We start from the raw sequence: 19,420 nt of genomic DNA, 5'->3' as shown, positions 1-19,420 counted from the left end.
TTCATTGCGCCCCGGCGACGAGCAACTGCCCGAACGCCAGACCGCCGTCGTTGGGTGGCACCCGGTGATGGGTGAGAACCTCGAAACCCGCCGCCCGCAGCCCCCGGTCCGCCCGGGCCAGCAGCAGGGCGTTCTGGAAGACGCCGCCGGACAACGCGATCGGCGCACCCGGCTCGCCGAAGCGCCGCGCCAGGTCCACGATCAGCGCGGCCACCGCCGCGTGGAAGCGGGCGCCGATCAGCCCGGGCCCGGCACCGGCCGCCTGGTCGGCCACGACCGCCGCGATCACGGGCGCCGGATCGATGCGCGCGACCCCGGTGTCATCCGGGTCGGTGATCGGGAACCGGTACGCGGCACCGGGATCGATGTCGCGGGCTCGGCCTTCCAGTTCGATCGCGGCCTGCGCCTCGTAGTCGACCACGTGCCGGACGCCCGCGAGCGAGGACACCGCGTCGAAGAGCCGGCCCATGCTGGAGGTCGGGACGCAACCCAGTCCGGTCTCGAGCTGGTGCGCCAGCACGCGGCGTTCGGCGGGAGGGCACGCCGCGACCGCCGGAATCGATGGCGTCCAATCGATTCCGGCCGACCAGAGGTGCGCGAGCGCCATTCGGTAGGGCCGCTGCACGGCGGCGTCACCGCCGGCCAGCGGAACGTAGGCCAGATGCGCGAGCCGGCGGAATCCCTTGTACCCGGCGGAAAGTACCTCACCACCCCAGACCGCGCCGTCGGGCCCGAAACCGGTGCCGTCGAACGCGATTCCGGTGATCGTGGCGGTGGCGGGCAAGCCGTGCTCGCCCATGACCGCCGCGAGGTGCGCGTGGTGGTGCTGCACGGTGTGCACCGGCCGCCCGTCCGCGCTGCGCCGAGCCCAGGCGCTGGACCGGTAGCCGGGGTGCGCGTCGACGGCCAGCTGCGCCGGGCGGACGCCGGTCAGCTCCTCCAGATGCTGTTCGGCGCCTTCGAAAGCGCGCAGGGTGGCGAGATCGTCCATATCGCCGATGTGCTGGCTCAGCCACGCATAGCGGCCGTCGGCGACCGCGCAGGTGTTCTTCACCTCCGCGCCCACCGCCAGCGCCGGTGTCGCGGACATCGGCAGGGCCAGCGGCAGCGGCGCGTAACCGCGGGAGCGGCGGATCGGCAGTTCGGTGCCGCCGACCAGGCGGACCACCGAATCGTCACAGGGCACGAGAATGCGGCGGTCGTGGCCGAGGACGGCGTCGGCCAGTTCCGGAAGCCGTTGCGCGGCATCGTCGTCGGTGTAGCAGATCGGTTCGCCGCCGAGGTTCGCCGAGGTCATGACCAGAACCTGCGGGCCGGGTGGGTCGCCGGGCAGACCGAACAGCAGCAGGTGCAGGGGGGTGTAGGCGATCATGACGCCGAGGTCGGGGTTGCCGGGGGCCACACCCGGCGCGACCGCCAGCGAGCCCGCGCCCGGCAGTGTGCCCGAGCCCGCGCCCGGCAGTGTGCCCGCACCCGGCAGTGTGCCCGAGCCCGAGCCCGGCAGCGTGTCCGAGGCCGGCCGCGTGTCCGAGGCCGGCCGCGTGTCCGAGACCGGCAGCGTGCCCGAGGCCGAAGCCGAGCGTGCCGAGGCTTCAGCCGACTGCCGATCCTGAGCAGCATCGGGCCGGATTGCGCGCGGCAGCAACACGATCGGGCGCTGCGGGCTGCACAGGACCGCGGCAGCCGCGGCGTCGACACGCGTGATCGCCTGTGCGGCAGCCAGATCGGCGACCATCACCGCGAAGGGCTTGTCGCCGCGCCGCTTCCGGGCGCGCAGCCGGGCGACCGCGTCCTGGTTGTCGGCAGCGCAGGCGAGGTGATAGCCACCGATGCCCTTCACGGCGAGAATTCCGCCGTCGCGCAACAGCTTTCGCGCCTCCGTGATCGGATCTCCCGGACCGGAGTACGAGAGGGTGGGGCCGCAGTCCGGGCAGGCGATCGGCTGAGCGTGGAAGCGGCGGTCGGCGGGGTCGTGGTACTCCCGGGAGCACCGCTCGCACATGGCGAAGTCGGCCATCGAGGTCCGGTCCCGGTCGTAGGGCAGGCTCGCGATGATGGTGAACCGCGGACCGCAGTTGGTGCAGTTCACGAACGGGTGGCGGTAGCGGCGATCGGCCGGGTCGGCCAGCTCGCGCGCGCAGTCCGCGCAGATCGCGACGTCGGGTGAGGCCAGCGTGCGGCCGCTGCCGCGGGTGGTCCCGGCGATGTGGAATCCGGTGCCGCCGCGCACCGGCAGGTCAGTGCGCTCGACCGACTCGACGACCGCGAGCGGCGGGGGCCGATGCCGCAGTCGCGCGGCGAACTCGGCCAGCGCGCCCGGCGCGCCCTCGATGTCGATGATCACTCCGCAGCTGTCGTTGGAAACGCTGCCGGTCAGCGCGAGTTCGGCGGCCGTGCTGTAGACGAACGGCCGGAAGCCGACGCCCTGGACGACGCCCCGGACCACCAACCGGCACCGTGCCCGCCCGGCGTTCACGGCAGCTCACCTCGGCCCATGAGTTCGAGACCGGCCAGTGCCGCCCGGGCACCGGCCGCGTCGGTGCGTTCCACGGCCAGCCCCATGTGGATGATCACCCACTCCCCCGGCCGCACCGGATCGTCCTGCAGCAGGCCGATATTCACCTTCCGCTGCTCACCGGAGACGTCGACCAGGGCGAGCTGCCCGTGGTAGCCGTCGAGGATCTCGACGACCTGTCCCGGGATACCGAGGCACATGATCACACCTCCGCTCGTTCGGCCCGCAGCGTGGCCAGCACCTCGGCGACGGTCTCGATCGCGGGCCCGACCGCCGCCGCGACCGGTTCGGACAACCCGATGCCCTCCGCGACCGTCAGCACCTGGCAGCCGACCACCACGGTCGGCGGCACCGTGCCGCCCAGCGCCCGCACGCCGGCGAACACCGCGGCCGGATCCATGCCGTGGGCGTCCAGATCGGCCGGGCGATCAGGTTCGGGTTCAGCCCGCAGCACCTCGAGGCGGCCGGGACTTCCCCGATTCGGAAGGGCGTCGACGAGCACCAGTGCCGTCCACGGTTCGAGCAGGTCGTAGGCCAAGTGCATGCCGCGGATGCCGTAGTCCACGATCCGCACCGAGTCGTCGGCCGGTGCCGGCATCGTGCGAACCACCTCGGGCCCGAAGCCGTCGTCCCCGAGGAAGATGTTGCCGATCCCGGCGACCAGCACCCTGGCAGTCACATGCGCCGGATTCGCAAATAGCGGTTGATATCCGGGATTGACCGCACACCGACGGCCACCGCGCTCAGGACCGCCAGCCCGACGATCACCAGAGCGATCATTCCCACTACAACCACGGCTGCTCCTTCCGTCGTGCCCGGCCGGACGGCCGGGCAGGGTTCAGTTGTCCGGCCCGGCAAGCGGTTCCAGCTCGTCCGGGTCGAAATACAGGTAGCGCCCGTACCATTCGTGCAGGTCGGCGCCGGGGTCGTCGAGGATGACCACGCCCACGTGGGTGCGGCCCTCGACGTCGGCGTGCACCGAGGTGACGCGGGCGTCGCGGCCGTCGAAGAACATGTCGTGGATGTCGGCGCGCCGTGCGGGATGCAGCCGCACCCGGCTGCCGCGCCGCACCAGGACACCGGCGATCGGTACCGCATCCGAATCCGGTCGCACCGCGGTGTCGGCCTCGGGCTCCCACCAGTCCACGCCGGGCGGGATGTCCGGGATCGGGTGGACCTCGTCGGCGTGCGGATCCCGCAGCACCCCGTGCAGGCGGGCCAGTTCCTCGGCGGTCATGGCCTCGCAGCGGTCGACGATCCGGGCCGCGCGCGGGTCGGTGGCCCGGGCGGTGGCCTTCTCCTCGTCGGTCATGGTCATGACGCGCAGGGTGAGGATCTCGTCGATCTCGGTGGCGTCGTAGAGCGGTTCGACGCTCTGCGCGGCGATCTCGGGGTGGTCGTACAGGATGATCGGCGACACCAGCAGCAGGCTGTGGTCGCCGGGCGGGCCGGCCAGCACCGGGAAGCAGCGGTGGTGGGTGCACCGGTCCACGGCCGCGGCGGCGTACGGTGGCGGTTCGAGCAGCGAAACGAACTCGCCCCCGGTCACTTCCGCGATGATGTGGGCGCCGATCAGCGAGCGGGTGGCGGCGTCGCGCTGGTCGGTGGCCGGTGTCCCGGTGTTGCGGACGGTGAGGGTGAGGCGCAGCAGACCGTCGTCCGGCTCGACACCGAGCTCGAATTCGCCGTGCAGCTCGCACCGGGTGCGCACGATCGACCCGGTCGGCCCGCCCGCCGGATCGTCGAGCTGCTCGATATCGGTGCCGTCCGCAATCGCGATCGGCACGGCGCCCGGCGCGGGCGGCGCCGGGCCGAGCACGATCTCCTGTTCCACCGCCTCGTCCCAGTCCAGCCAGGTACGCCCGGCCACGGTCGACTCCGGGACTGCTCGGCCGTCCGCGTCCCGCACACCCCGGTGCTGCAGCTGCAGGAAGCGAATCGTGATCCGCAGCATCGGATCACCCGCCGGGGCCAGCAGCGCCTGCCCGATCAGTTCGCTGTCCTCACCGAGTCCGGCCGCCGCGGCACCGGGCGGACCGAGCACGCCGAACTGCCAGCGGGACCGGTTCTTTCGCGAATCCGCCCGATATGGATAGAGCAGGTAGCCCTCGTAGAGCACCGCGTCGGCGACCGCGCGGGCACGCATCCGGCCGGGGGTACTCACGCCGACTCCTCGGCCGTGGCGAGCAGGTGCCCGACGGTGTCGTCGAAGTTGAGCAGCCCGTGCTGGGCCTTGAACTGGGCCAGCGCGGCCATGGTGTCCTCGCGCAGCCGCACCCAGCCCGTCTCGGGGAACTGGGTCGCCATCAGTTCCTGCCACACCGCGACCGGCATGTCGTAGCGGTCCTCGCGGTCCCACGGGATCTGCTGCACCGCGAATCCGGTACTGCCGCGGATGAATACCGTCCCGCTGAACAGGAACAGCAGCGGCACGGTGCCCGCGCGCAGGGCGTGCAGGTATTTCGAGGCGGCGACCTCGAAGTCGTAGGTGCACGACATCGGCAGATCCACCTCGGCGCCGCCGGAGAAGCCGGGAATCGTGGTGGCGCAATGCATCCAGAGGAACGACCGCTGGGTCTGCGACCAGCGCTCACGCGGGCCGAACAGGTCGAGCAGTCCGGCGGTCTCCACGTCGGAGTAGGAGCGCCGGCCTGGGTCGATCCGCACCTGCGCGCGTAATGCGATGGCGTGCACCGGTTCCTCGCCGATCGAGGCGATCCCGACCCGCGCCGACAGGATCGGTGTCACCGCGTAGGGCTCGGGACGGATGTCCAGCACCGCGAAGGTGGTGGCGTAGGCCGGGCTCATACCGCCACCTCCGGACCGGGAGTGCCGGCGGGGCGGGCCCGAGCGGCAGCCGTGGCGAAGAACTCGTCCACGAATCGGCGTACGTCCGAGCCGCCGTCGAAACCGCGCCACAGCAAGCGGATTCGGCCGATGAACTCGTAGCAGGCGTCGATCGGCAACAGCAGGCACTCGGCGGCGGCGGTGTCGCGGTCGGGCACCCGGATCAGCAGCGCCTCCACATCGGCCGCGGGCGCGGCGAATTCGGGGTGCTGCTCGATCAGAGTCTGCCGATCCGGCAGCGGCAGTTCGGATTCGGTGGCGCCCGCCGGTCCCGGATAGAGCACGACGGTGCGACCGGCGGCCGAATTGTGGAAGAAGATCGCCAGACCGACCGGGATCTCCAGCGCGTCCCATTCCGGCCGGGTCATGGTGAAGTCCGGGAACGACAGGTACCGCTGCGGGACGGCCCGGTAGCGCAGCGCGGCGTGCTCGTCGGTGAACAGCAGATAGCAGCCCCGGCACACGCACATCAGTTGCCGCCCTTCGACATCCACGACGTGCTGGTGTTCCGCGGCGACCGGTTCGGCGCACATCTCGCACCGCTCGCCCGGCGCTGGGCGCGGTGCCCGGTCGGCGGCGATCCGCCGCAGTATCCACGCGGTCGAGTTCATCCGCCCACCCCCGCCGGTACCGCCACCGACAGCTCGCCGGAGCGGACCAGCACCGGGAACGGCTCCAGATGCCCGTCACCGTCCAGCCGAGCTCCGGCGTGCACGACATCGAAGTGGGCGCGGCAGCTCGGGCAGCGCAGCACCGGATCGTTCGAGCCGAGCCCGCGCTGCAGGACCGCGCCGGCCAGCGACCGGGTGCACACCGGGCAGCGATCGCGGTAGACGTAGATCCGGTCGCCGATCCGCCCGGCCAGCACCGTGGTCCCGCCCAACGCGAAACCGCCCACCTCCCCGGACGCGAGTTCCGCCAACTCCGGTGCGGCGACCCAGTTTCCGGAACCGTGCAGATGCCCGAACAGGGAATCCGGGGCGATCAGCCCGGCATCGGCCCGCTCGGCCGCCACCGCCTCGATCGTGACGATCTCGGGTGCGGCCGCGCGCACCGCGTCCTCCACCGCCAGTTCCAGGGTGACCGACGACGACGGGCAGCTACGGCAGCTGCCCGTGAGTTCGAGCCGGACCACGCCGTCCGTGGTGACCTCCAGCAGGCGCACGTCACCGCCGTGCGAGCCCAGATAGGGCCGCACACTGTCGAGGGCGCCCGCCACCCGGGTCTCGACGTCCTGCGGATGCAGGCCGTGGACCAGCAGCAGGCTCGCGACCAGATCGTCGCCGATCAGCCGCTGCACCGCCGCGTCGTCGAGCGTGGCCACGATGCGACGCAGGCCCGCGCCGTACAGGTCCACGACCTCGCCGACGAGGGCCTCCGCCCGTTCCCGGGCCAGGACGCCGCTCGCCGAACTCGCGTCGAGCAGGTTCTCGATGCGGTCACCGGCACCGCGCCACCGATCGTCGTCGGCCGCGGGGTCGTGCGCTTCGTCGGGACGCGTGGACACCGCCTCCTCTCACAACGGGCCGCCGCCGCGGCAACGCGGGTTATTCGGCGGTCAGTGCCTGGGTCGGCGAGTGCAGGGCGTCGAGCGTCTTGCCCTGACCGAGATACATGTGCACACCGCACGGCAGGCAGGGGTCGAAGCTACGGACGGTCCGCATGATGTCGATGCCCTTGAAGTGCTCGCGGTCGTTCTCCTCGAAGATCGGCTGGCCCTGCACGGCGTCCTCGTACGGTCCCGGCGTGCCGAAACTGTCGCGGGGGCTCGCATTCCAGGGCGTGGGTGGGTACGGGTGGTAGTTGGCGATCTTGCCGTCGCGGATCACCATGTGGTGCGAGAGCACACCCCGCACGGCCTCGGTGAAGCCGCATCCGATCGCCTCGTCGGGCACCTCGAACGGCTCCCAGGTCTTGGTGTGCCCGGCCCGGATCTCCGCCAGCGCTTGCTCGGCGAAGTGCAGGGCGCACGCCGCCGCATAGGCCTGGAAGTAGGTGCGGGCCCGGTCGCGTTCGATGGTGTTGCTGCCGTGGACGGGGATCTTCCACTCGAACTCCACCGGCCCCTTCAGGGCGGTCTTGGGCAGGTTGATCTGCACGCTGTGCCCGGTCGAGCGCACGTAACCGATGTCGACCAGCCCGGCCAGCGCCGTCGCCCACAGTCGGGCCAGTGGCCCGCCACCGGTGTCGAGCGCCAGATGGTCGGTGCCGTCGAACCAGCGCGGCGACATCACCCAGCTGTACTTGTCCTCCAGGTCGCGCTTCTGCGGCTTGGGGTTGGTGTGCTGGTTCCACGGGTGCCGCCGGTCCACCGGATTGCCCAGCGGATCGGTCTTCACGAACATCTCCTGATCAGTCCAGTCCTCGTAATACGAACTGCCGAGCAGGATCCGCAGGCCCAGGTTGATGTCGACCAGGGAGGTGGTGACCAGTTTCCCGTCCACCACGACGCCGGGCGTCACGAACATCCGGCGGCCCCAGTCCGCCATGGTCCGGTAATCGAACCTGCAGACCTCCGGGTCCTGGAACGAGCCCCAGCAACCCAGCAGCGTGCGCCGCAATCCGACCTGCTCGTAGCCGGGTATCGCGTCGTAGAAGAAGTCGAACAGGTCGTCGTGCATCGGCACGACCTTCTTCATGAACTCGACGTACCGCATCAGCCGGGTCATGTAGTCGGTCATCAACTGGACGGTCGCCACCGTGCCTACCCCGCCGGGATACAGCGTGGACGGGTGCACGTGCCGACCTTCCATGAGGCAGAACATCTCTCGCGTGTAGCGGCTGACCTGTAACGCCTCCCGGTAGAACTCACCGGTGAACGGGTTCAGCGCCTCCATGATGTCGCCGACGGTGCGGTAGCCGTGCATGGCGGCGTGCGGCGCCTCGGTCCGGCGCGCCCGGTCCAGCACACTCGGATTGGTCTCCGCGACCATCTTCTCGCAGAAGTCCACGCCGACCAGGTTCTCCTGGAAGATGTTGTGATCGAACATGTATTCCGCGGCCTCGCCGAGGTTGACGATCCACTCGCCCAATGCCGGCGGATGCACTCCGTAGGCCATGTTCTGGCAGTAGCAGGAACAGGTGGCGTGGTTGTCGCCGCAGATACCGCAGATGCGGCTGGTGATGAAGTGCGCGTCACGAGGATCCTTGCCGCGCATGAAGATCGAGTACCCGCGGAAGATGGACGAGGTGCTGTGACACTCGGCCACTTCGCGGTTCGCGAAATCGATTTTCGTGTATATGCCGAGGCTGCCGACGATTCGGGTGATCGGGTCCCACGCCATTTCGACGAGCGAATCCGGCTCGATCTTCACATGCGACGGCTCCGGGATGATCTGCGTCATCGGGACGTCCTCCTACCAGGTGCGGGTGGCCCCTGTGTCGAGTTTCTCCCCCTTGTGCCGCCAGTGCGGCTCCTTGTCGACCGTGCGGCCGGTGATGTGCCGCAGGCTGCGGATCACCGATCCGTACAGCCCTGACGCCGTCGACGACAGCTTCCCGCCCGGCGGTTCGTCCATGAACGGCATGAACTTGTCCGGGAAACCGGGCATGGTGCAGCCGATACAGATGCCGCCCACGTTGGGGCACCCGCCGACACCGTTGAGCCAACCACGTTTGGGCACATTGCATTTCACGACCGGACCCCAGCATCCCAGTTTCACGATGCACTTCGGTGATCCGTATTCGTGCGCGAAGTCGCCCTCTTCGTAGTAGCCGGCCCGGTCGCAGCCCTCGTGCACCGTCGCACCGAAGAGCCACTTCGGGCGCAATGATTCGTCGAGCGGAATCATCGGCGCCTGGCCGGTCGCCATGTAGAGGAGGTAGGTCAGCGTCTCCGACAGATTGTCCGGCTGGATCGGGCAGCCGGGCACGCAGACGATCGGAATTCCCGCCTTGGACTTCCACTCCCAGCCCAGATAGTCCGGAACACCCATCGCGCCGGTCGGATTCCCGGCCATGGCGTGGATACCGCCGTAGGTGGCGCAGGTACCGGCCGCCACTATCGCGGTGGCCTTCGGCGCCAGCCGGTCGAGCCATTCACTGGTCGTCATGGGCTGGTTCGTCTCTGGGTTGTTGCCGAAACCGCACCAGTAGCCGTCGTCGTGGAGTTGCTCGTTCGGAATGGATCCCTCGACGACCAGCACGAACGGCTCGAGTTCACCCCGATCGGCCTTGAAGAACCATTCGAGGAAGTCGTCGGCTCCCCCGGTCGGGCCGCATTCGAAGTCGATCAGCGGCCAATGCACGGCGATCTTGGGCAGGCCGGGCAGCGCTCCGAGAGCGATCTCCTCGACACTGGGCTGGGTGGCGGCAGTCAGCGCCACCGAATCACCGTCACAGCTGAGTCCGGCGTTGATCCACAGGACGTGTATCAGCGCTTCCTCGGCCCGGACTGCTTCCTGCGTGGGCATCAGCGCCACCTTCCCGAGCCGGGCGGGGCAGGCCGATCCGGCTCGAAGCCGTCACAAGTCAGGCACACGAATGTGCACTACAGACCCTCACAGTCTATGCCTGCGGAATTGGAACCTCAACGGATCGGCAACCCGCCCGCAACCAGTCGTACCAGCTGCTCAGACCCGCGCCGGTCGTCGCCGACACCGCGCACACGGCCAGGTCCGGGTTGGCCGAGCGGGCGTACCGGACGCAGGCGTGCAGGTCGAAATCGACGTACGGCAACAGGTCGATCTTGTTGATCAGCATCAGGCCGGCGGCGGCGAACATGTGCGGGTATTTCAGCGGTTTGTCGGTGCCCTCGGTCACCGAGATCACGACTACCTTCGCGTACTCGCCGAGGTCGAACAGGGCCGGGCACACCAGATTTCCGACGTTCTCGATGATCACCACACTGCCGGGCGGCGGGTCCAGGGCATCGAGCGCGCCACGGGTCATGGCGGCGTCCAGGTGGCAGCCGGAACCCGTATTGATCTGCACCGCACGGCATCCCGTCGCCTCGATCCGCTGCGCGTCGAGCCGGGTCTCCTGATCGCCCTCGATGACACCGATCGGGATGTCCGTGCAGTCGCGGACGGTGCGTTCGAGCAGGGTGGTCTTGCCCGCGCCGGGGGAACTGGTGACGTTCAGCGCCAGGATGCCGCGGTCGGCGAGCCATTGCCGATTGCGTTGGGCCAGTTCGTCGTTCTTGGCGAGGACCTTTTGTTCGAGGGTGACGGTCTCGGTCGCCACATGGGTGTGGTCATGGGGGTGCTCATGGCCGTGCGAGTGCGCATGGTCGTGTTCGTGCGCATGGTCGTGTTCGTGCGCATAGTCGTGGTCGTGCGCATCGTCGTGGTCGTGCGCATAGTCGTGGTCGTGCGCATCGTCGTGGTCGTGCGCATAGTCGTGGTCGTGCGAGTGCTCGTGGTCGTGGTCGTGCGAGTGGTCGTGCCGGCGCTCGCGGCCGTCCGCCCGATCGTGCTCGCGGTGGTCCGCGTCGTGGTCAGGCCGACGACCGTCGCCGTCGTACTGCTCGTCGTGCGGGCCGGTGATCACCGCTCCACTGTTGCCGCCGCAGCCGCAGGTCGCGCACATGGATCACTCACCTCCATCGAACTGATTCGCAGATCCAGCCCGGACCGGACCGAGATGTCGGCACTTCCGCAGGCGCACAACGGAATCGGATCACGCAGGACGAAGTCGGCCCCACAGGACCGGCACGCGGCGCGGGCGGGCACGTCCTCGACGATCAACTCCGCACCCTCGGCGACGGTGCCCTCAGCAGCCAGCTCGAACGCGAAGCGCAACGCATCCGGCACCACCGCGCACAGCGCCCCGACAGCGACGGTCACCTGGTGCACGCGCCGGGCACCCGCGTGCTCCACCACCCCGTCCACGATCCCCTGCGCGATTGCCAACTCGTGCATCGGACATCTCGATTCATCGGATATCGTCGCCGGTCGCCTACCCGCTCAGCATACGCCGATGATGATTTGCCAAAAGTTCGCTAAGCCGCCTGCCCGCATACCAGACCCCGGTATGTGCTTCCGCGCCTGCTCGCCGACGGGTATCGGCCGGTCTACCGGGTGCCGGTGTGCGTCGCGGTGATATCCGCGGCCCCGGCCATCCGCTGGACGGCGGCGTTGAGCCCGGGCGCGACCGAGCCCAGTCTCGCGGCGATCCGCATCTCGAGCGGGGCGGCGACGATCTCACCCTTGTCGCGCCGGACCGCCCGGACCACACAACCGGCGACCCGCTCCGGACTGACCGTGCGCACGCCGGGTGGCAGCTGCATGCCGGAATCGACGAACATCCCGGCATCCCGGACGAATCCCGGCATGACCAAGGAGACACCGACCCCGGTGCCGTGGAGGTCCTGGCGCAGACCCGCGGCCAGACCACGCAGCCCGAACTTCGTTGCGCTGTAGATGGATCCGCCGGGAGATGCGGTCAGACCCGACACCGATCCGATGAACACGAGGTGTCCGCTGCCACGCTCGAGCATGCCGGGCAGCACGGATCGCGCCAGAATGATCGGCGCGCGCAAGTTCACGGCCAGGTTGCTGTCGAGCTTTTCCGTGCTGAACTCGGTCAGCGGTCCCACCCCGGGCAGCGCCGCGTTCGCGATGAGGACGTCGACCCGGCCCGCCTGCTCGAGCAGCTCCTGCGGCGCCTCGGGCCGGGCCAGGTCGGCGGCGAGCGCGGTGGCGCTCAGCTCCGCGGCCAGCGCGTCGAGCGCCTCGGTGCGGCGGCCGGTGATCGTGAGCACCGCGCCCTGGGCATGCAGGGCGCGGGCGATGGCATGCCCGATGCCGCCGGTGGCTCCCGTGAGCAGCACGCGGGCGCCACGCAGGTCGATGGTCATGAATCTCCTCGAGGTCGCAACAGCACGACTTGCATACCGCACCCGGTGCGCGCGCTGCTACTACTACGCCCGAATCGGCGGGCGCGCGGCGGTCCGGCGCCGAGTCGGGGGCAGGAGCACTACTTCCAGCGCGTCCGCACAGGCGGCGGCCTCGGCGGCGAACCAGGCGAGACGATGGTCGGGGATGGACGCCGGAGAGGCACGCAGCGCCAGCGCGAAGCACGCGCGGTCCGCCGCGTCCAGGACCGGCACCGCGACCGTGCGGACCCCGGAGGCGGACTCGCCGTCGTTCAGCGCGAAGCCCGCGGCCCGGACCCGCGACAGTTCCGCTCGCAGCGCCACCGGGTCGGTGATCGTGCGGTCCGTCAGCGGGGCCAGCGGGGACAGCGCCGCGATCTGCTCGTCGGACAGGTCCGACCAGGCCAGCAGGACTTTGCCCAGCGCCGTCGAGTGCAGCGGCCGGCGCAGCGCGCGGCCGTGGTCGCCGTCCAGGGAACCACCGGCCAGGATCACGGCGTGGGCGCCGACCCGCACGGCGAGGTCGGCGGTGACGCCGGTGCGCTGCGACAGCGCGGCGAGTTCCGGTTCGGCGCGGTGCAGACCGCGGCGATGGCGGGCCACTCGGCCCAGTTCGGCGACCGTCGGTCCCAGCCGGTAGCGAGCGGTATCCGGGTCCTGCTCCAGGAAACCGGTCGCCGTCATCGCCTGCAGCAACCGGTGGGTGGTCGACAGTGCGAGACCGGCCCGGCGGGCGAGTTCCGATGCCGAGACGTCGTGCGGGCTGTCCCCGAAACACTGCAGCAGGGCGAGCGTCCGATGGACCGCCTGTGCGCCGTCGCGCGGTTGAGCCGAATCTCTGGTCACGCCTCGACAATTCCACAATGCGGAAGGGGCGTCGACAATTCGGCACCTAATAATCCGGCTGATTCCATATCGTGGATGTCCGATTCGGCTGCGGCAGTCTGATTCCGGTCGCCGGCAACCGAGTCCGGCGCCCGATTCCTCTGTCCCTCCGAACGATCCGGGGCCCGCCATGACCGCCACCCTCGACACGCTGTGGTTCACCCGCTGCCCGGTGCCCACCGCCACCGGCATCGCCGCGGACCGAGGCTCGCTGGTCGCCGAATTCGCCGCCGACGGCCTGGCCGTCCGTTCCCTGCAGGACGCCGGAGCCGATGTCCCGCGCGACCGCCACTTCACCCATTCCCTCACCGGCCTGGTCCGCGAAGGCGGCAACGTCCCCGCGCTGTGGGCGCGCGCCAACGGGGAACCGACCCGGCTGATCGGGCTGACCTGGATCGAGGAGCGGCAGGCGATCCTGGTCCGGCGCGGTCGCGGTGCCGTCACTCCGGACGATCTGGCTCGGCTGCGGCTGGCCATCCCGCGCCGCGCCATCGCCATCGACTTCTGGCGGGCCATGGCGCTGGCCGGGTTCGCCGGCGCACTGGGTACTTCCGGTCGCGGCCTCGACGACGCGACACTGATCGACGTGGACGCCGCGCCCGGCGCCGACCAGTGGGTCGCGGAACTGGAGGCCCTCGACGCCGGCCGGGTGGACGCCGTCTACGTCAAGGGCGCGCTCGCCGTCGAGGCGGCCGCTCGCTACGACGCCGTCGTCGGGATCGATCTGGATGCCTTCGCCGACCGGTCCGCCCGGGTCAACAACGGCACTCCCCGGCCGGTCACCGTGCACCAGCGGCTGCTCGACGACCATCCCGACGTGGTGGTGCGGTTCCTCGCGGTCCTGATCGAGGCCGCCGACTGGGCAGCGACGAATCCGGCCGGTGTGGCCCGCATCCTCGCCGCCGAAACCGGTGCGGGCGCAACCGGAGTCGCGGGCGCCTACGACTGGACCGACCACGCCGACCTGCACCTCGACCTGTCGCCGGCGCGGCTGGCGCTGTTGGGGCAGCAGGAGCGGTTCCTGCACAGCCACGGCTTCCTGGCCCGGCCGGTCGACCTCGCCGCCTGGGCCGACCCGGCGCCCTTGGCCGCCGCGCGGGAACTCGCCCGCGCCCGCGCTCACCGCAGCTGATCCACCCCTACGTTCGGAGAACCATCGATGATCACCGTCACCCGGGCACTCGCCGTCGCCGCCGCGCTCACTCTCACCACAGTCGTCACCGCCTGCTCCGCGCCCAGCAGTTCCCCCGCCTCCGGTGCGACGATCACCGTCCGGATCCCCGACCCCGGCAACTCCGGCGCGCTGGCGCTGGGCAAGAAGGACGGCAGTCTCGACGCCGCGCTGGCCAAGGTCGGCGCGAAGGTCGAATGGACCGGCAGCGCGGGCCCGTTCGCCCCGGCCGCGCAGGAGCTGGACAACAACGAGCTCGATCTCGCCGAAGGCTCGATCACCTCGGCGATCGCGGCGCTCGCGCAGAAGCCGGGGTTCCGGCTGTTCGCGGCCGTCGCCCCGGACAAGATCGCCGAAGGCATTCTGGTGAAGGACAATTCGGGGATCAACTCGGTCGCGGACCTGGCCGGCAAGAAGGTCGTGGTCTCACACGGCGGGTCCGCCGAATACCTGCTGCTGCGGGCACTGGCACAGAACCACGTCGCCGACGCGGCGGTCACGCGGGTCTACCTGCAGCCCAATCAGAGTGCCGCCGTATTGCATTCGGGGCAGGTCGACGCCTGGGCCACCTGGTCGACCTTCTCCATCGCCGAGCGGGCGAACGCGGGCGAGCACTTCCTGGTCACCGGTGGTGACATCGGATCGCAGAACTACGCGGTCTGGGCGGTGCGCAACGAGTTCCAGCAGCAGCATCCGGCCGTGGTGGCGGCCTTCTACACCTATCTGCACGACGCGGAGGTGGCCCTGCGGCAGCATCCGGAGGCCGGGATCAACGTCGTGCACAGCGCCGGTCCCGACGCCGTCGACGGACGGGCGAAGGACCTCACGATCGAGGATCTGCGGGCGCTGAGCCCCGTGTCCGCGATCACCGACGCCGACCGGGCCGCGTTCGCCGAGGTCGCCCGGTTCTTCGCCGACCAGCACGTCACCGACGGAATCGTCGATGTCGCACCACATCTGATCGATATCACCGCGGCGGGCAACCGATGACCGCGGTCCAGGCGCCGGACCTCGACCTCGAGCCGGGCAGCTCCGAGCTGGAGACTCCGCGGGTCCGGCTGCCCCGGCCGCGGCCGCGCGGGGTGGCGCTCGTGCTGCGCGCCGTCGGTCCGCTGCTGATCCTCGCGGCGTGGTGGACCGCCTCGGCGACCGGCGTGCTCACCCCGGATCTGCTGGCCTCGCCGCCCGCGGTGCTGCGTGCCGCCGGAAAGCTCTGGGACAGCGGGCAATTGGACGATGCGCTGACCGTGTCGCTCGGCCGCGCCGGAACCGGGCTGTTCTTCGGCGTCACGACCGGGCTCGTGCTCGGCGTCGTCACCGGCGCGTGGCGGCTCGGCGAGGACCTGATCGATTCCGCGGTCCAGACCCTGCGGGCGCTGCCGTTCCTGTCGCTGGTGCCGCTGTTCATGGTCTGGTTCGGGATCGGGGAATCCGCGCGGATCGTGCTGATCGCCGTCGCCACCACCTTCCCCATGTACGTGGCGACCTTCGGCGGCGTGCGATCCGCCGACCGCAAACTGCTGGAGGCGGCACGCACCTTCGGGATGAGCCGGCCGGCGCTGGTCGGCCGGGTGATCCTGCCGGGCGCGTTGCCGGCGTTGCTGTCCGGGTTGCGGCTGTCCACGACGCTGAGCGTCATCGCGCTCATCGCCGCGGAGGAGATCAATTCGACCGCGGGCCTGGGTTATCTGATGGCCCAGGCGCAGAACTTCTCCCGCACCGACATTCTCACCGTCGTCATCCTGATCTACGGCCTGCTCGGGCTGCTCGCGGACATCGCGATCCGGGCGCTGGAGCGGGTACTGATGCCGTGGCGCACCGCCGGAGGCCACCGATGAGCACCGCGATCCAGCTGAACGGATTGACCCGCACCTTCGATACGCGCAGCGTGCTGGACGGCATCGACCTGACGGTGCGGCGCGGTGAATTCCTGGCCCTGCTCGGTGCGAGCGGCTCGGGAAAGACCACCCTGCTGCGCATTCTGGCCGGGTTGGACCGGCCCGACGCCGGTACGGTCCTGGTTCCGCGCGCTCGTACCGTGGTATTCCAGGAGCCGCGGCTGATCCCCTCCCAACGGGTTCTGGGCAACGTCACCATCGGACTGCCCCGCGGCACGCGGACCCGGGCGACCGCGCTGGCCGCGCTCGGCGAAGTGGGCCTGGCGGCGCACATCCGCGCCTGGCCCGCGACGCTCTCGGGCGGCGAGGCACAGCGCGTCGCCTTGGCCCGGGCACTGGTTCGCGAGCCCGAATTACTGCTGCTGGACGAACCTTTCGCGGCCTTGGACGCTCTGACCCGGCTTCGGATGCAGGACCTGGTGGCCGATCTGCGCGAGCGGCATCACCCCGCGGTCCTGCTGGTCACCCACGATGTGGACGAGGCCATCCGGCTCGCCGACCGGGTGGCCGTACTGCGCGACGGGAAGCTGGTCACCGACGAGCCGGTGGCCGTGGCCCGCCCGCGTGACCCGGGCGATCCGGAGTTCGCCGCACTCCGGCGGCGGCTGCTGACCGACCTCGGGGTCGGGTCGTGACCACGCCGTCCGACGCCCGCACCCGGCAACCGGAGCCGGTCCACCGTGCTGACCGAACTCACGCTACGAAGGAGTCGATTCCTGTGACCCATATCGTGCTGCCCGGAGCGGCGAGTGCGCCACCGCCGGTGCGGCTTCCGCGATTCCTGACCGACCTGCGGCCGCCGCCGCAGGCGCCGGAACTCGCATCGGCCCGCGCCGCCGACCTCGCGGGTGTGACCGGCGTCCTGGTCCCCTTCGATCCCGACGGCCCCGAATCGCTGGTGACCGCCGCGGCATTGTTGCGCGCCACCCGCCACATCGAGGTCGTCGCCGGCTTCCGGACCGGGCTCGCGACACCGCAATACACCGCGAAACTGTCCGCCTCGCTGCAGCGGTTCTCCGGCGGGCGGCTGGGCTGGCACCTCGACGCGGACGATCCGGGCCGGGCGGAGTTCGTGGCCGTGGCCCGCGAATTCTGGACCTCCCCGGACGGGCTCCCGAAACCGTTGTCGGACACGCCCTTCCCGAATGTGTACGTCGGCGGGGTCGACGGACGTGGATCGGCGGGATTCGTCGAGGTCGGACACGATCCCGGCGAGGTCTACCGACTGGCGGAACAGGAGGCGGCACATGCCCGTTGACATCTACTGGCGGATCGCGATGGAGGGCGACCAGACCTCGCTGTACCGGCCGGGCGGCAGCCGCGGCGGATTCGCGGCCGACCTGCCCGGCGCCCTGGCCCCGGGCACGCGCGACGGCGGCGGCGACGGGTTCACCCATGCCGACTACATGGCCGAAGTGATTCGGGCAGCGGAGGATTCGGGGTTCGTGGGTGGTCTGCTGCCCTCGTTCCCGCACACCGACGACCCGTGGGCGGCCGCGGCCACGCTCGCCGCCGAAACCCGCAGCTGGCGGTTCATGGTCGCGTTCCAGCCGGGTTTCCTGCACCCGGTGCAGGCGGCCCGGATGACCGCGACGCTGCAGCGGGCCTCCGGCGGCCGCATCGTCTACAACATCATCTCCGGTGGTGGCGGCCCGGCACAGCGCTGGTGGGGTGACACCGTCACGCACGACGACCGGTACGCGCGCACCTCGGAGTTCCTCGACGTCCTGCACGGCGTCTGGCACGGCGACGGCACGTTCCGCCACGACGGCCGCTTCTATCAGGTGACCGACGGCGGCCTGCCGGAACTGCTTGCCGGGCAACCGTTTCCGGAGATCTTCTTCTCCGGCTCCTCGCCCGCCGCGATCGAGGCCGCGGGACGGCACGCCGACTACTACCTGTCCTGGCTGGAACCGTTCGACGCCTTGGCGGCCAAATTCGCCGCGGTGCGGGAGAAGAGCCCGAAGCCGCCGAAATTCGCGGTGCGGATCGACATCCTGGCCCGCGACACCGCGGACGAAGCGTGGGAGCAGATCCGGTTGGGCTGGACCGGGGACGCGAAAGACGACGGCGCCGAGGGTGATTCGGTGGGCTGGCAGCGCGGGCAGGCCTTCACCGCCGGGGCCGACCGCTCCGACTACCGGTCGCTCGAGGTGCAGCCGAATGTCTGGGGCGGTTTCGACCGGCTGCGCCCCGGACCGGCCTTCGGCCTGGTCGGCTCGTACCGCGAGGTCGCCGACCGGCTGAACGAACTGATCGAACTCGGTGTGGACGCCTTCATCCTGGCCGGCGTCCCGCACCTGGAGGAGGCGCGCCGCGTGGGCCGCCACGTCCTGCCGTTACTGAAGGAACGCTCCGGAAAGGCTCTGCTCTCATGACTGTTCGCGTCGGCTACTTCCCCCAGAACAACACCCTGTGGGTGCTGCGGCACCTCGGCATCCTCGAGCAGACGCTGCCCGACGTGGCGTGGGTGGATCTGCGAACCCTGGACAACCCGCGGGTCGATCCGACGGCCGGCCTGCCCTCCGGGCACGGCGACCATCTGTTCGACGGCGGCTACGACGTCATCGGCACCGGCTCGACGCCGCCGGTGACCGCGCAGGCCAAGGGCCACGACATCGTCTATCTGGCGGTGTCCGGGCCGCGGGTGGAGAACGGGCGCCTGGTCGTGCACGCCGCCTCCGGAATCCACGACCCGGCGGACCTGAAGGGCAAGCGGGTCGCCCTCGGCCACGGGTCCTGGCAGACGACGTTGCTGCTGCTGGCGTTGGAGCGAGCGGGACTGACCTGGGGCGATATCGTCCCGGTCGACGCCTACGGGGACGCCGCCGAGCTGTTCCTGACCGGTGAGGTCGACGCCTGGGTGGGCTCGTATCCGTTCCTGACCCGGGTCGAACAGCAAGCCGAACTGCGCGAGGTGATCCCGACCGAGGGGCTGTTCAGCCACCGCTCGCTCTGGTTCACCAGCCGCGAGTTCGCCACCACGCGCCGTGCCGAACTCGCCGCCGTCACCGCGGCGCTGCAACTGGCCGACGAGTGGATCCGCGACCACCCGGCCGACGCCGCCGCGCTGTTCAGCGCCGACGACGGCCGGCCGGTCGCCGAGTGGGAGCACGCGCTGCGCACCCGGCCGTGGGGTCTGTTGCCGATCGACGACGACTTCGTGGCCGAGCAACAGCACGCCGCCGACCTGTTCTACGCGAACGGATTGGTGCAGCGCAGGATTCGCGTCGCCGACGCCGTCCTGCCCGAACTGGGCGAGCTGGTCGCGAGCCGGTGACACCCAG

General features: G+C 70.4%; 21 protein-coding genes. 7 read left to right on the top strand and 14 right to left on the bottom strand.

Annotated features, from left to right (window positions below; all coding sequences use genetic code 11):
* Position 1 precedes the first annotated feature (1 nt).
* The 14 genes from EBN03_RS35340 to EBN03_RS29615 form a co-directional block, all read right to left on the bottom strand.
* Entirely contained in the window at positions 2 to 2,476 is a 2,475-nt protein-coding gene (locus EBN03_RS35340) for a carbamoyltransferase HypF (RefSeq protein WP_122191455.1), read from the bottom strand.
* Positions 2,473 to 2,715 (bottom strand): HypC/HybG/HupF family hydrogenase formation chaperone, encoded by a 243-nt coding sequence (locus tag EBN03_RS29670; RefSeq protein ID WP_122191499.1) that lies wholly within the window; start codon positions 2,713 to 2,715, stop codon positions 2,473 to 2,475. Before EBN03_RS29670 ends, EBN03_RS35340 begins: the two co-directional genes overlap by 4 nt.
* Before the next feature lie 2 nt (positions 2,716 to 2,717).
* Positions 2,718 to 3,194 (bottom strand): hydrogenase maturation protease, encoded by a 477-nt coding sequence (locus EBN03_RS29665; protein ID WP_122191454.1) that lies wholly within the window; start codon positions 3,192 to 3,194, stop codon positions 2,718 to 2,720.
* A complete protein-coding gene (locus tag EBN03_RS35915; RefSeq protein ID WP_407671266.1) occupies positions 3,191 to 3,310 on the bottom strand; it encodes a DUF6893 family small protein in 120 nt (39 codons plus the stop codon). Before EBN03_RS35915 ends, EBN03_RS29665 begins: the two co-directional genes overlap by 4 nt.
* 43 nt (positions 3,311 to 3,353) lie before the next feature.
* Positions 3,354 to 4,661, bottom strand: coding sequence for a hypothetical protein (locus tag EBN03_RS29660; RefSeq protein ID WP_122191453.1), 1,308 nt, complete (start codon positions 4,659 to 4,661; stop codon positions 3,354 to 3,356).
* A gap of 14 nt (positions 4,662 to 4,675) precedes the next feature.
* Positions 4,676 to 5,323, bottom strand: a complete 648-nt coding sequence (locus EBN03_RS29655; protein ID WP_122191452.1) for a DUF6084 family protein — start codon at positions 5,321 to 5,323, stop codon at positions 4,676 to 4,678.
* Positions 5,320 to 5,973: a DUF5947 family protein gene (locus EBN03_RS29650; RefSeq protein ID WP_122191451.1), complete on the bottom strand. Its 654-nt coding sequence runs from the start codon at positions 5,971 to 5,973 to the stop codon at positions 5,320 to 5,322. The genes EBN03_RS29655 and EBN03_RS29650 overlap by 4 nt, the downstream gene beginning before the upstream one ends.
* On the bottom strand, positions 5,970 to 6,869 hold the full coding sequence (locus tag EBN03_RS29645) for a NifU family protein (RefSeq protein WP_122191450.1): 900 nt from the start codon (positions 6,867 to 6,869) through the stop codon (positions 5,970 to 5,972). The genes EBN03_RS29650 and EBN03_RS29645 overlap by 4 nt, the downstream gene beginning before the upstream one ends.
* Before the next feature lie 40 nt (positions 6,870 to 6,909).
* Positions 6,910 to 8,706 carry a nickel-dependent hydrogenase large subunit gene (locus tag EBN03_RS29640; RefSeq protein WP_122191449.1) on the bottom strand — a complete coding sequence of 599 codons (1,797 nt, stop codon included), beginning with the start codon at positions 8,704 to 8,706 and terminating at the stop codon, positions 6,910 to 6,912.
* A 12-nt stretch (positions 8,707 to 8,718) separates the two neighbouring features.
* A complete protein-coding gene (locus EBN03_RS29635) occupies positions 8,719 to 9,774 on the bottom strand; it encodes an NADH-quinone oxidoreductase subunit B family protein (protein ID WP_122191498.1) in 1,056 nt (351 codons plus the stop codon).
* A 94-nt stretch (positions 9,775 to 9,868) separates the two neighbouring features.
* Positions 9,869 to 10,852 (bottom strand): hydrogenase nickel incorporation protein HypB, encoded by a 984-nt coding sequence (gene hypB / locus EBN03_RS29630; protein ID WP_233608725.1) that lies wholly within the window; start codon positions 10,850 to 10,852, stop codon positions 9,869 to 9,871.
* Positions 10,849 to 11,223 (bottom strand): hydrogenase maturation nickel metallochaperone HypA/HybF, encoded by a 375-nt coding sequence (locus EBN03_RS29625; protein ID WP_122191447.1) that lies wholly within the window; start codon positions 11,221 to 11,223, stop codon positions 10,849 to 10,851. Before EBN03_RS29625 ends, hypB begins: the two co-directional genes overlap by 4 nt.
* Positions 11,224 to 11,375: 152 nt before the next feature.
* Positions 11,376 to 12,161 (bottom strand): SDR family NAD(P)-dependent oxidoreductase, encoded by a 786-nt coding sequence (locus tag EBN03_RS29620; protein ID WP_199743021.1) that lies wholly within the window; start codon positions 12,159 to 12,161, stop codon positions 11,376 to 11,378.
* A gap of 63 nt (positions 12,162 to 12,224) precedes the next feature.
* A complete protein-coding gene (locus tag EBN03_RS29615) occupies positions 12,225 to 13,025 on the bottom strand; it encodes an IclR family transcriptional regulator (RefSeq protein WP_122191446.1) in 801 nt (266 codons plus the stop codon).
* Between the two features lie 169 nt (positions 13,026 to 13,194).
* Here EBN03_RS29615 and EBN03_RS29610 point away from each other — a divergent pair, with 169 nt between their 5' ends.
* The 7 genes from EBN03_RS29610 to EBN03_RS29580 all read left to right on the top strand — a co-directional run bounded on the left by EBN03_RS29610 (position 13,195) and on the right by EBN03_RS29580 (position 19,413).
* Positions 13,195 to 14,196 carry an ABC transporter substrate-binding protein gene (locus tag EBN03_RS29610; RefSeq protein WP_122191445.1) on the top strand — a complete coding sequence of 334 codons (1,002 nt, stop codon included), beginning with the start codon at positions 13,195 to 13,197 and terminating at the stop codon, positions 14,194 to 14,196.
* 27 nt (positions 14,197 to 14,223) lie between these two features.
* Entirely contained in the window at positions 14,224 to 15,225 is a 1,002-nt protein-coding gene (locus EBN03_RS29605; protein ID WP_233608724.1) for an NrtA/SsuA/CpmA family ABC transporter substrate-binding protein, read from the top strand.
* Positions 15,222 to 16,073, top strand: a complete 852-nt coding sequence (locus EBN03_RS29600) for an ABC transporter permease (protein WP_122191444.1) — start codon at positions 15,222 to 15,224, stop codon at positions 16,071 to 16,073. Before EBN03_RS29605 ends, EBN03_RS29600 begins: the two co-directional genes overlap by 4 nt.
* The gene (locus EBN03_RS29595; RefSeq protein WP_122191443.1) at positions 16,070 to 16,768 is read left to right on the top strand and encodes an ABC transporter ATP-binding protein; all 699 of its coding nucleotides are present in this window, start codon (positions 16,070 to 16,072) and stop codon (positions 16,766 to 16,768) included. The genes EBN03_RS29600 and EBN03_RS29595 overlap by 4 nt, the downstream gene beginning before the upstream one ends.
* An 83-nt stretch (positions 16,769 to 16,851) precedes the next feature.
* Entirely contained in the window at positions 16,852 to 17,391 is a 540-nt protein-coding gene (locus EBN03_RS29590; protein ID WP_158675779.1) for an LLM class flavin-dependent oxidoreductase, read from the top strand.
* Positions 17,381 to 18,511 (top strand): LLM class flavin-dependent oxidoreductase, encoded by a 1,131-nt coding sequence (locus EBN03_RS29585; protein ID WP_122191441.1) that lies wholly within the window; start codon positions 17,381 to 17,383, stop codon positions 18,509 to 18,511. The genes EBN03_RS29590 and EBN03_RS29585 overlap by 11 nt, the downstream gene beginning before the upstream one ends.
* Positions 18,508 to 19,413 carry an ABC transporter substrate-binding protein gene (locus tag EBN03_RS29580; protein ID WP_122191440.1) on the top strand — a complete coding sequence of 302 codons (906 nt, stop codon included), beginning with the start codon at positions 18,508 to 18,510 and terminating at the stop codon, positions 19,411 to 19,413. Before EBN03_RS29585 ends, EBN03_RS29580 begins: the two co-directional genes overlap by 4 nt.
* The last annotated feature ends 7 nt before the right edge of the window (positions 19,414 to 19,420 follow it).

Origin of the sequence: Nocardia stercoris, assembly GCF_003696265.1 — a bacterium.
In the GTDB taxonomy this organism is placed as follows: Bacteria; Actinomycetota; Actinomycetes; order Mycobacteriales; family Mycobacteriaceae; genus Nocardia; species Nocardia stercoris.
The sequence above is the reverse complement of the archived record's forward strand: the minus strand, read 5'-3'. Positions and strand labels throughout refer to the sequence as shown.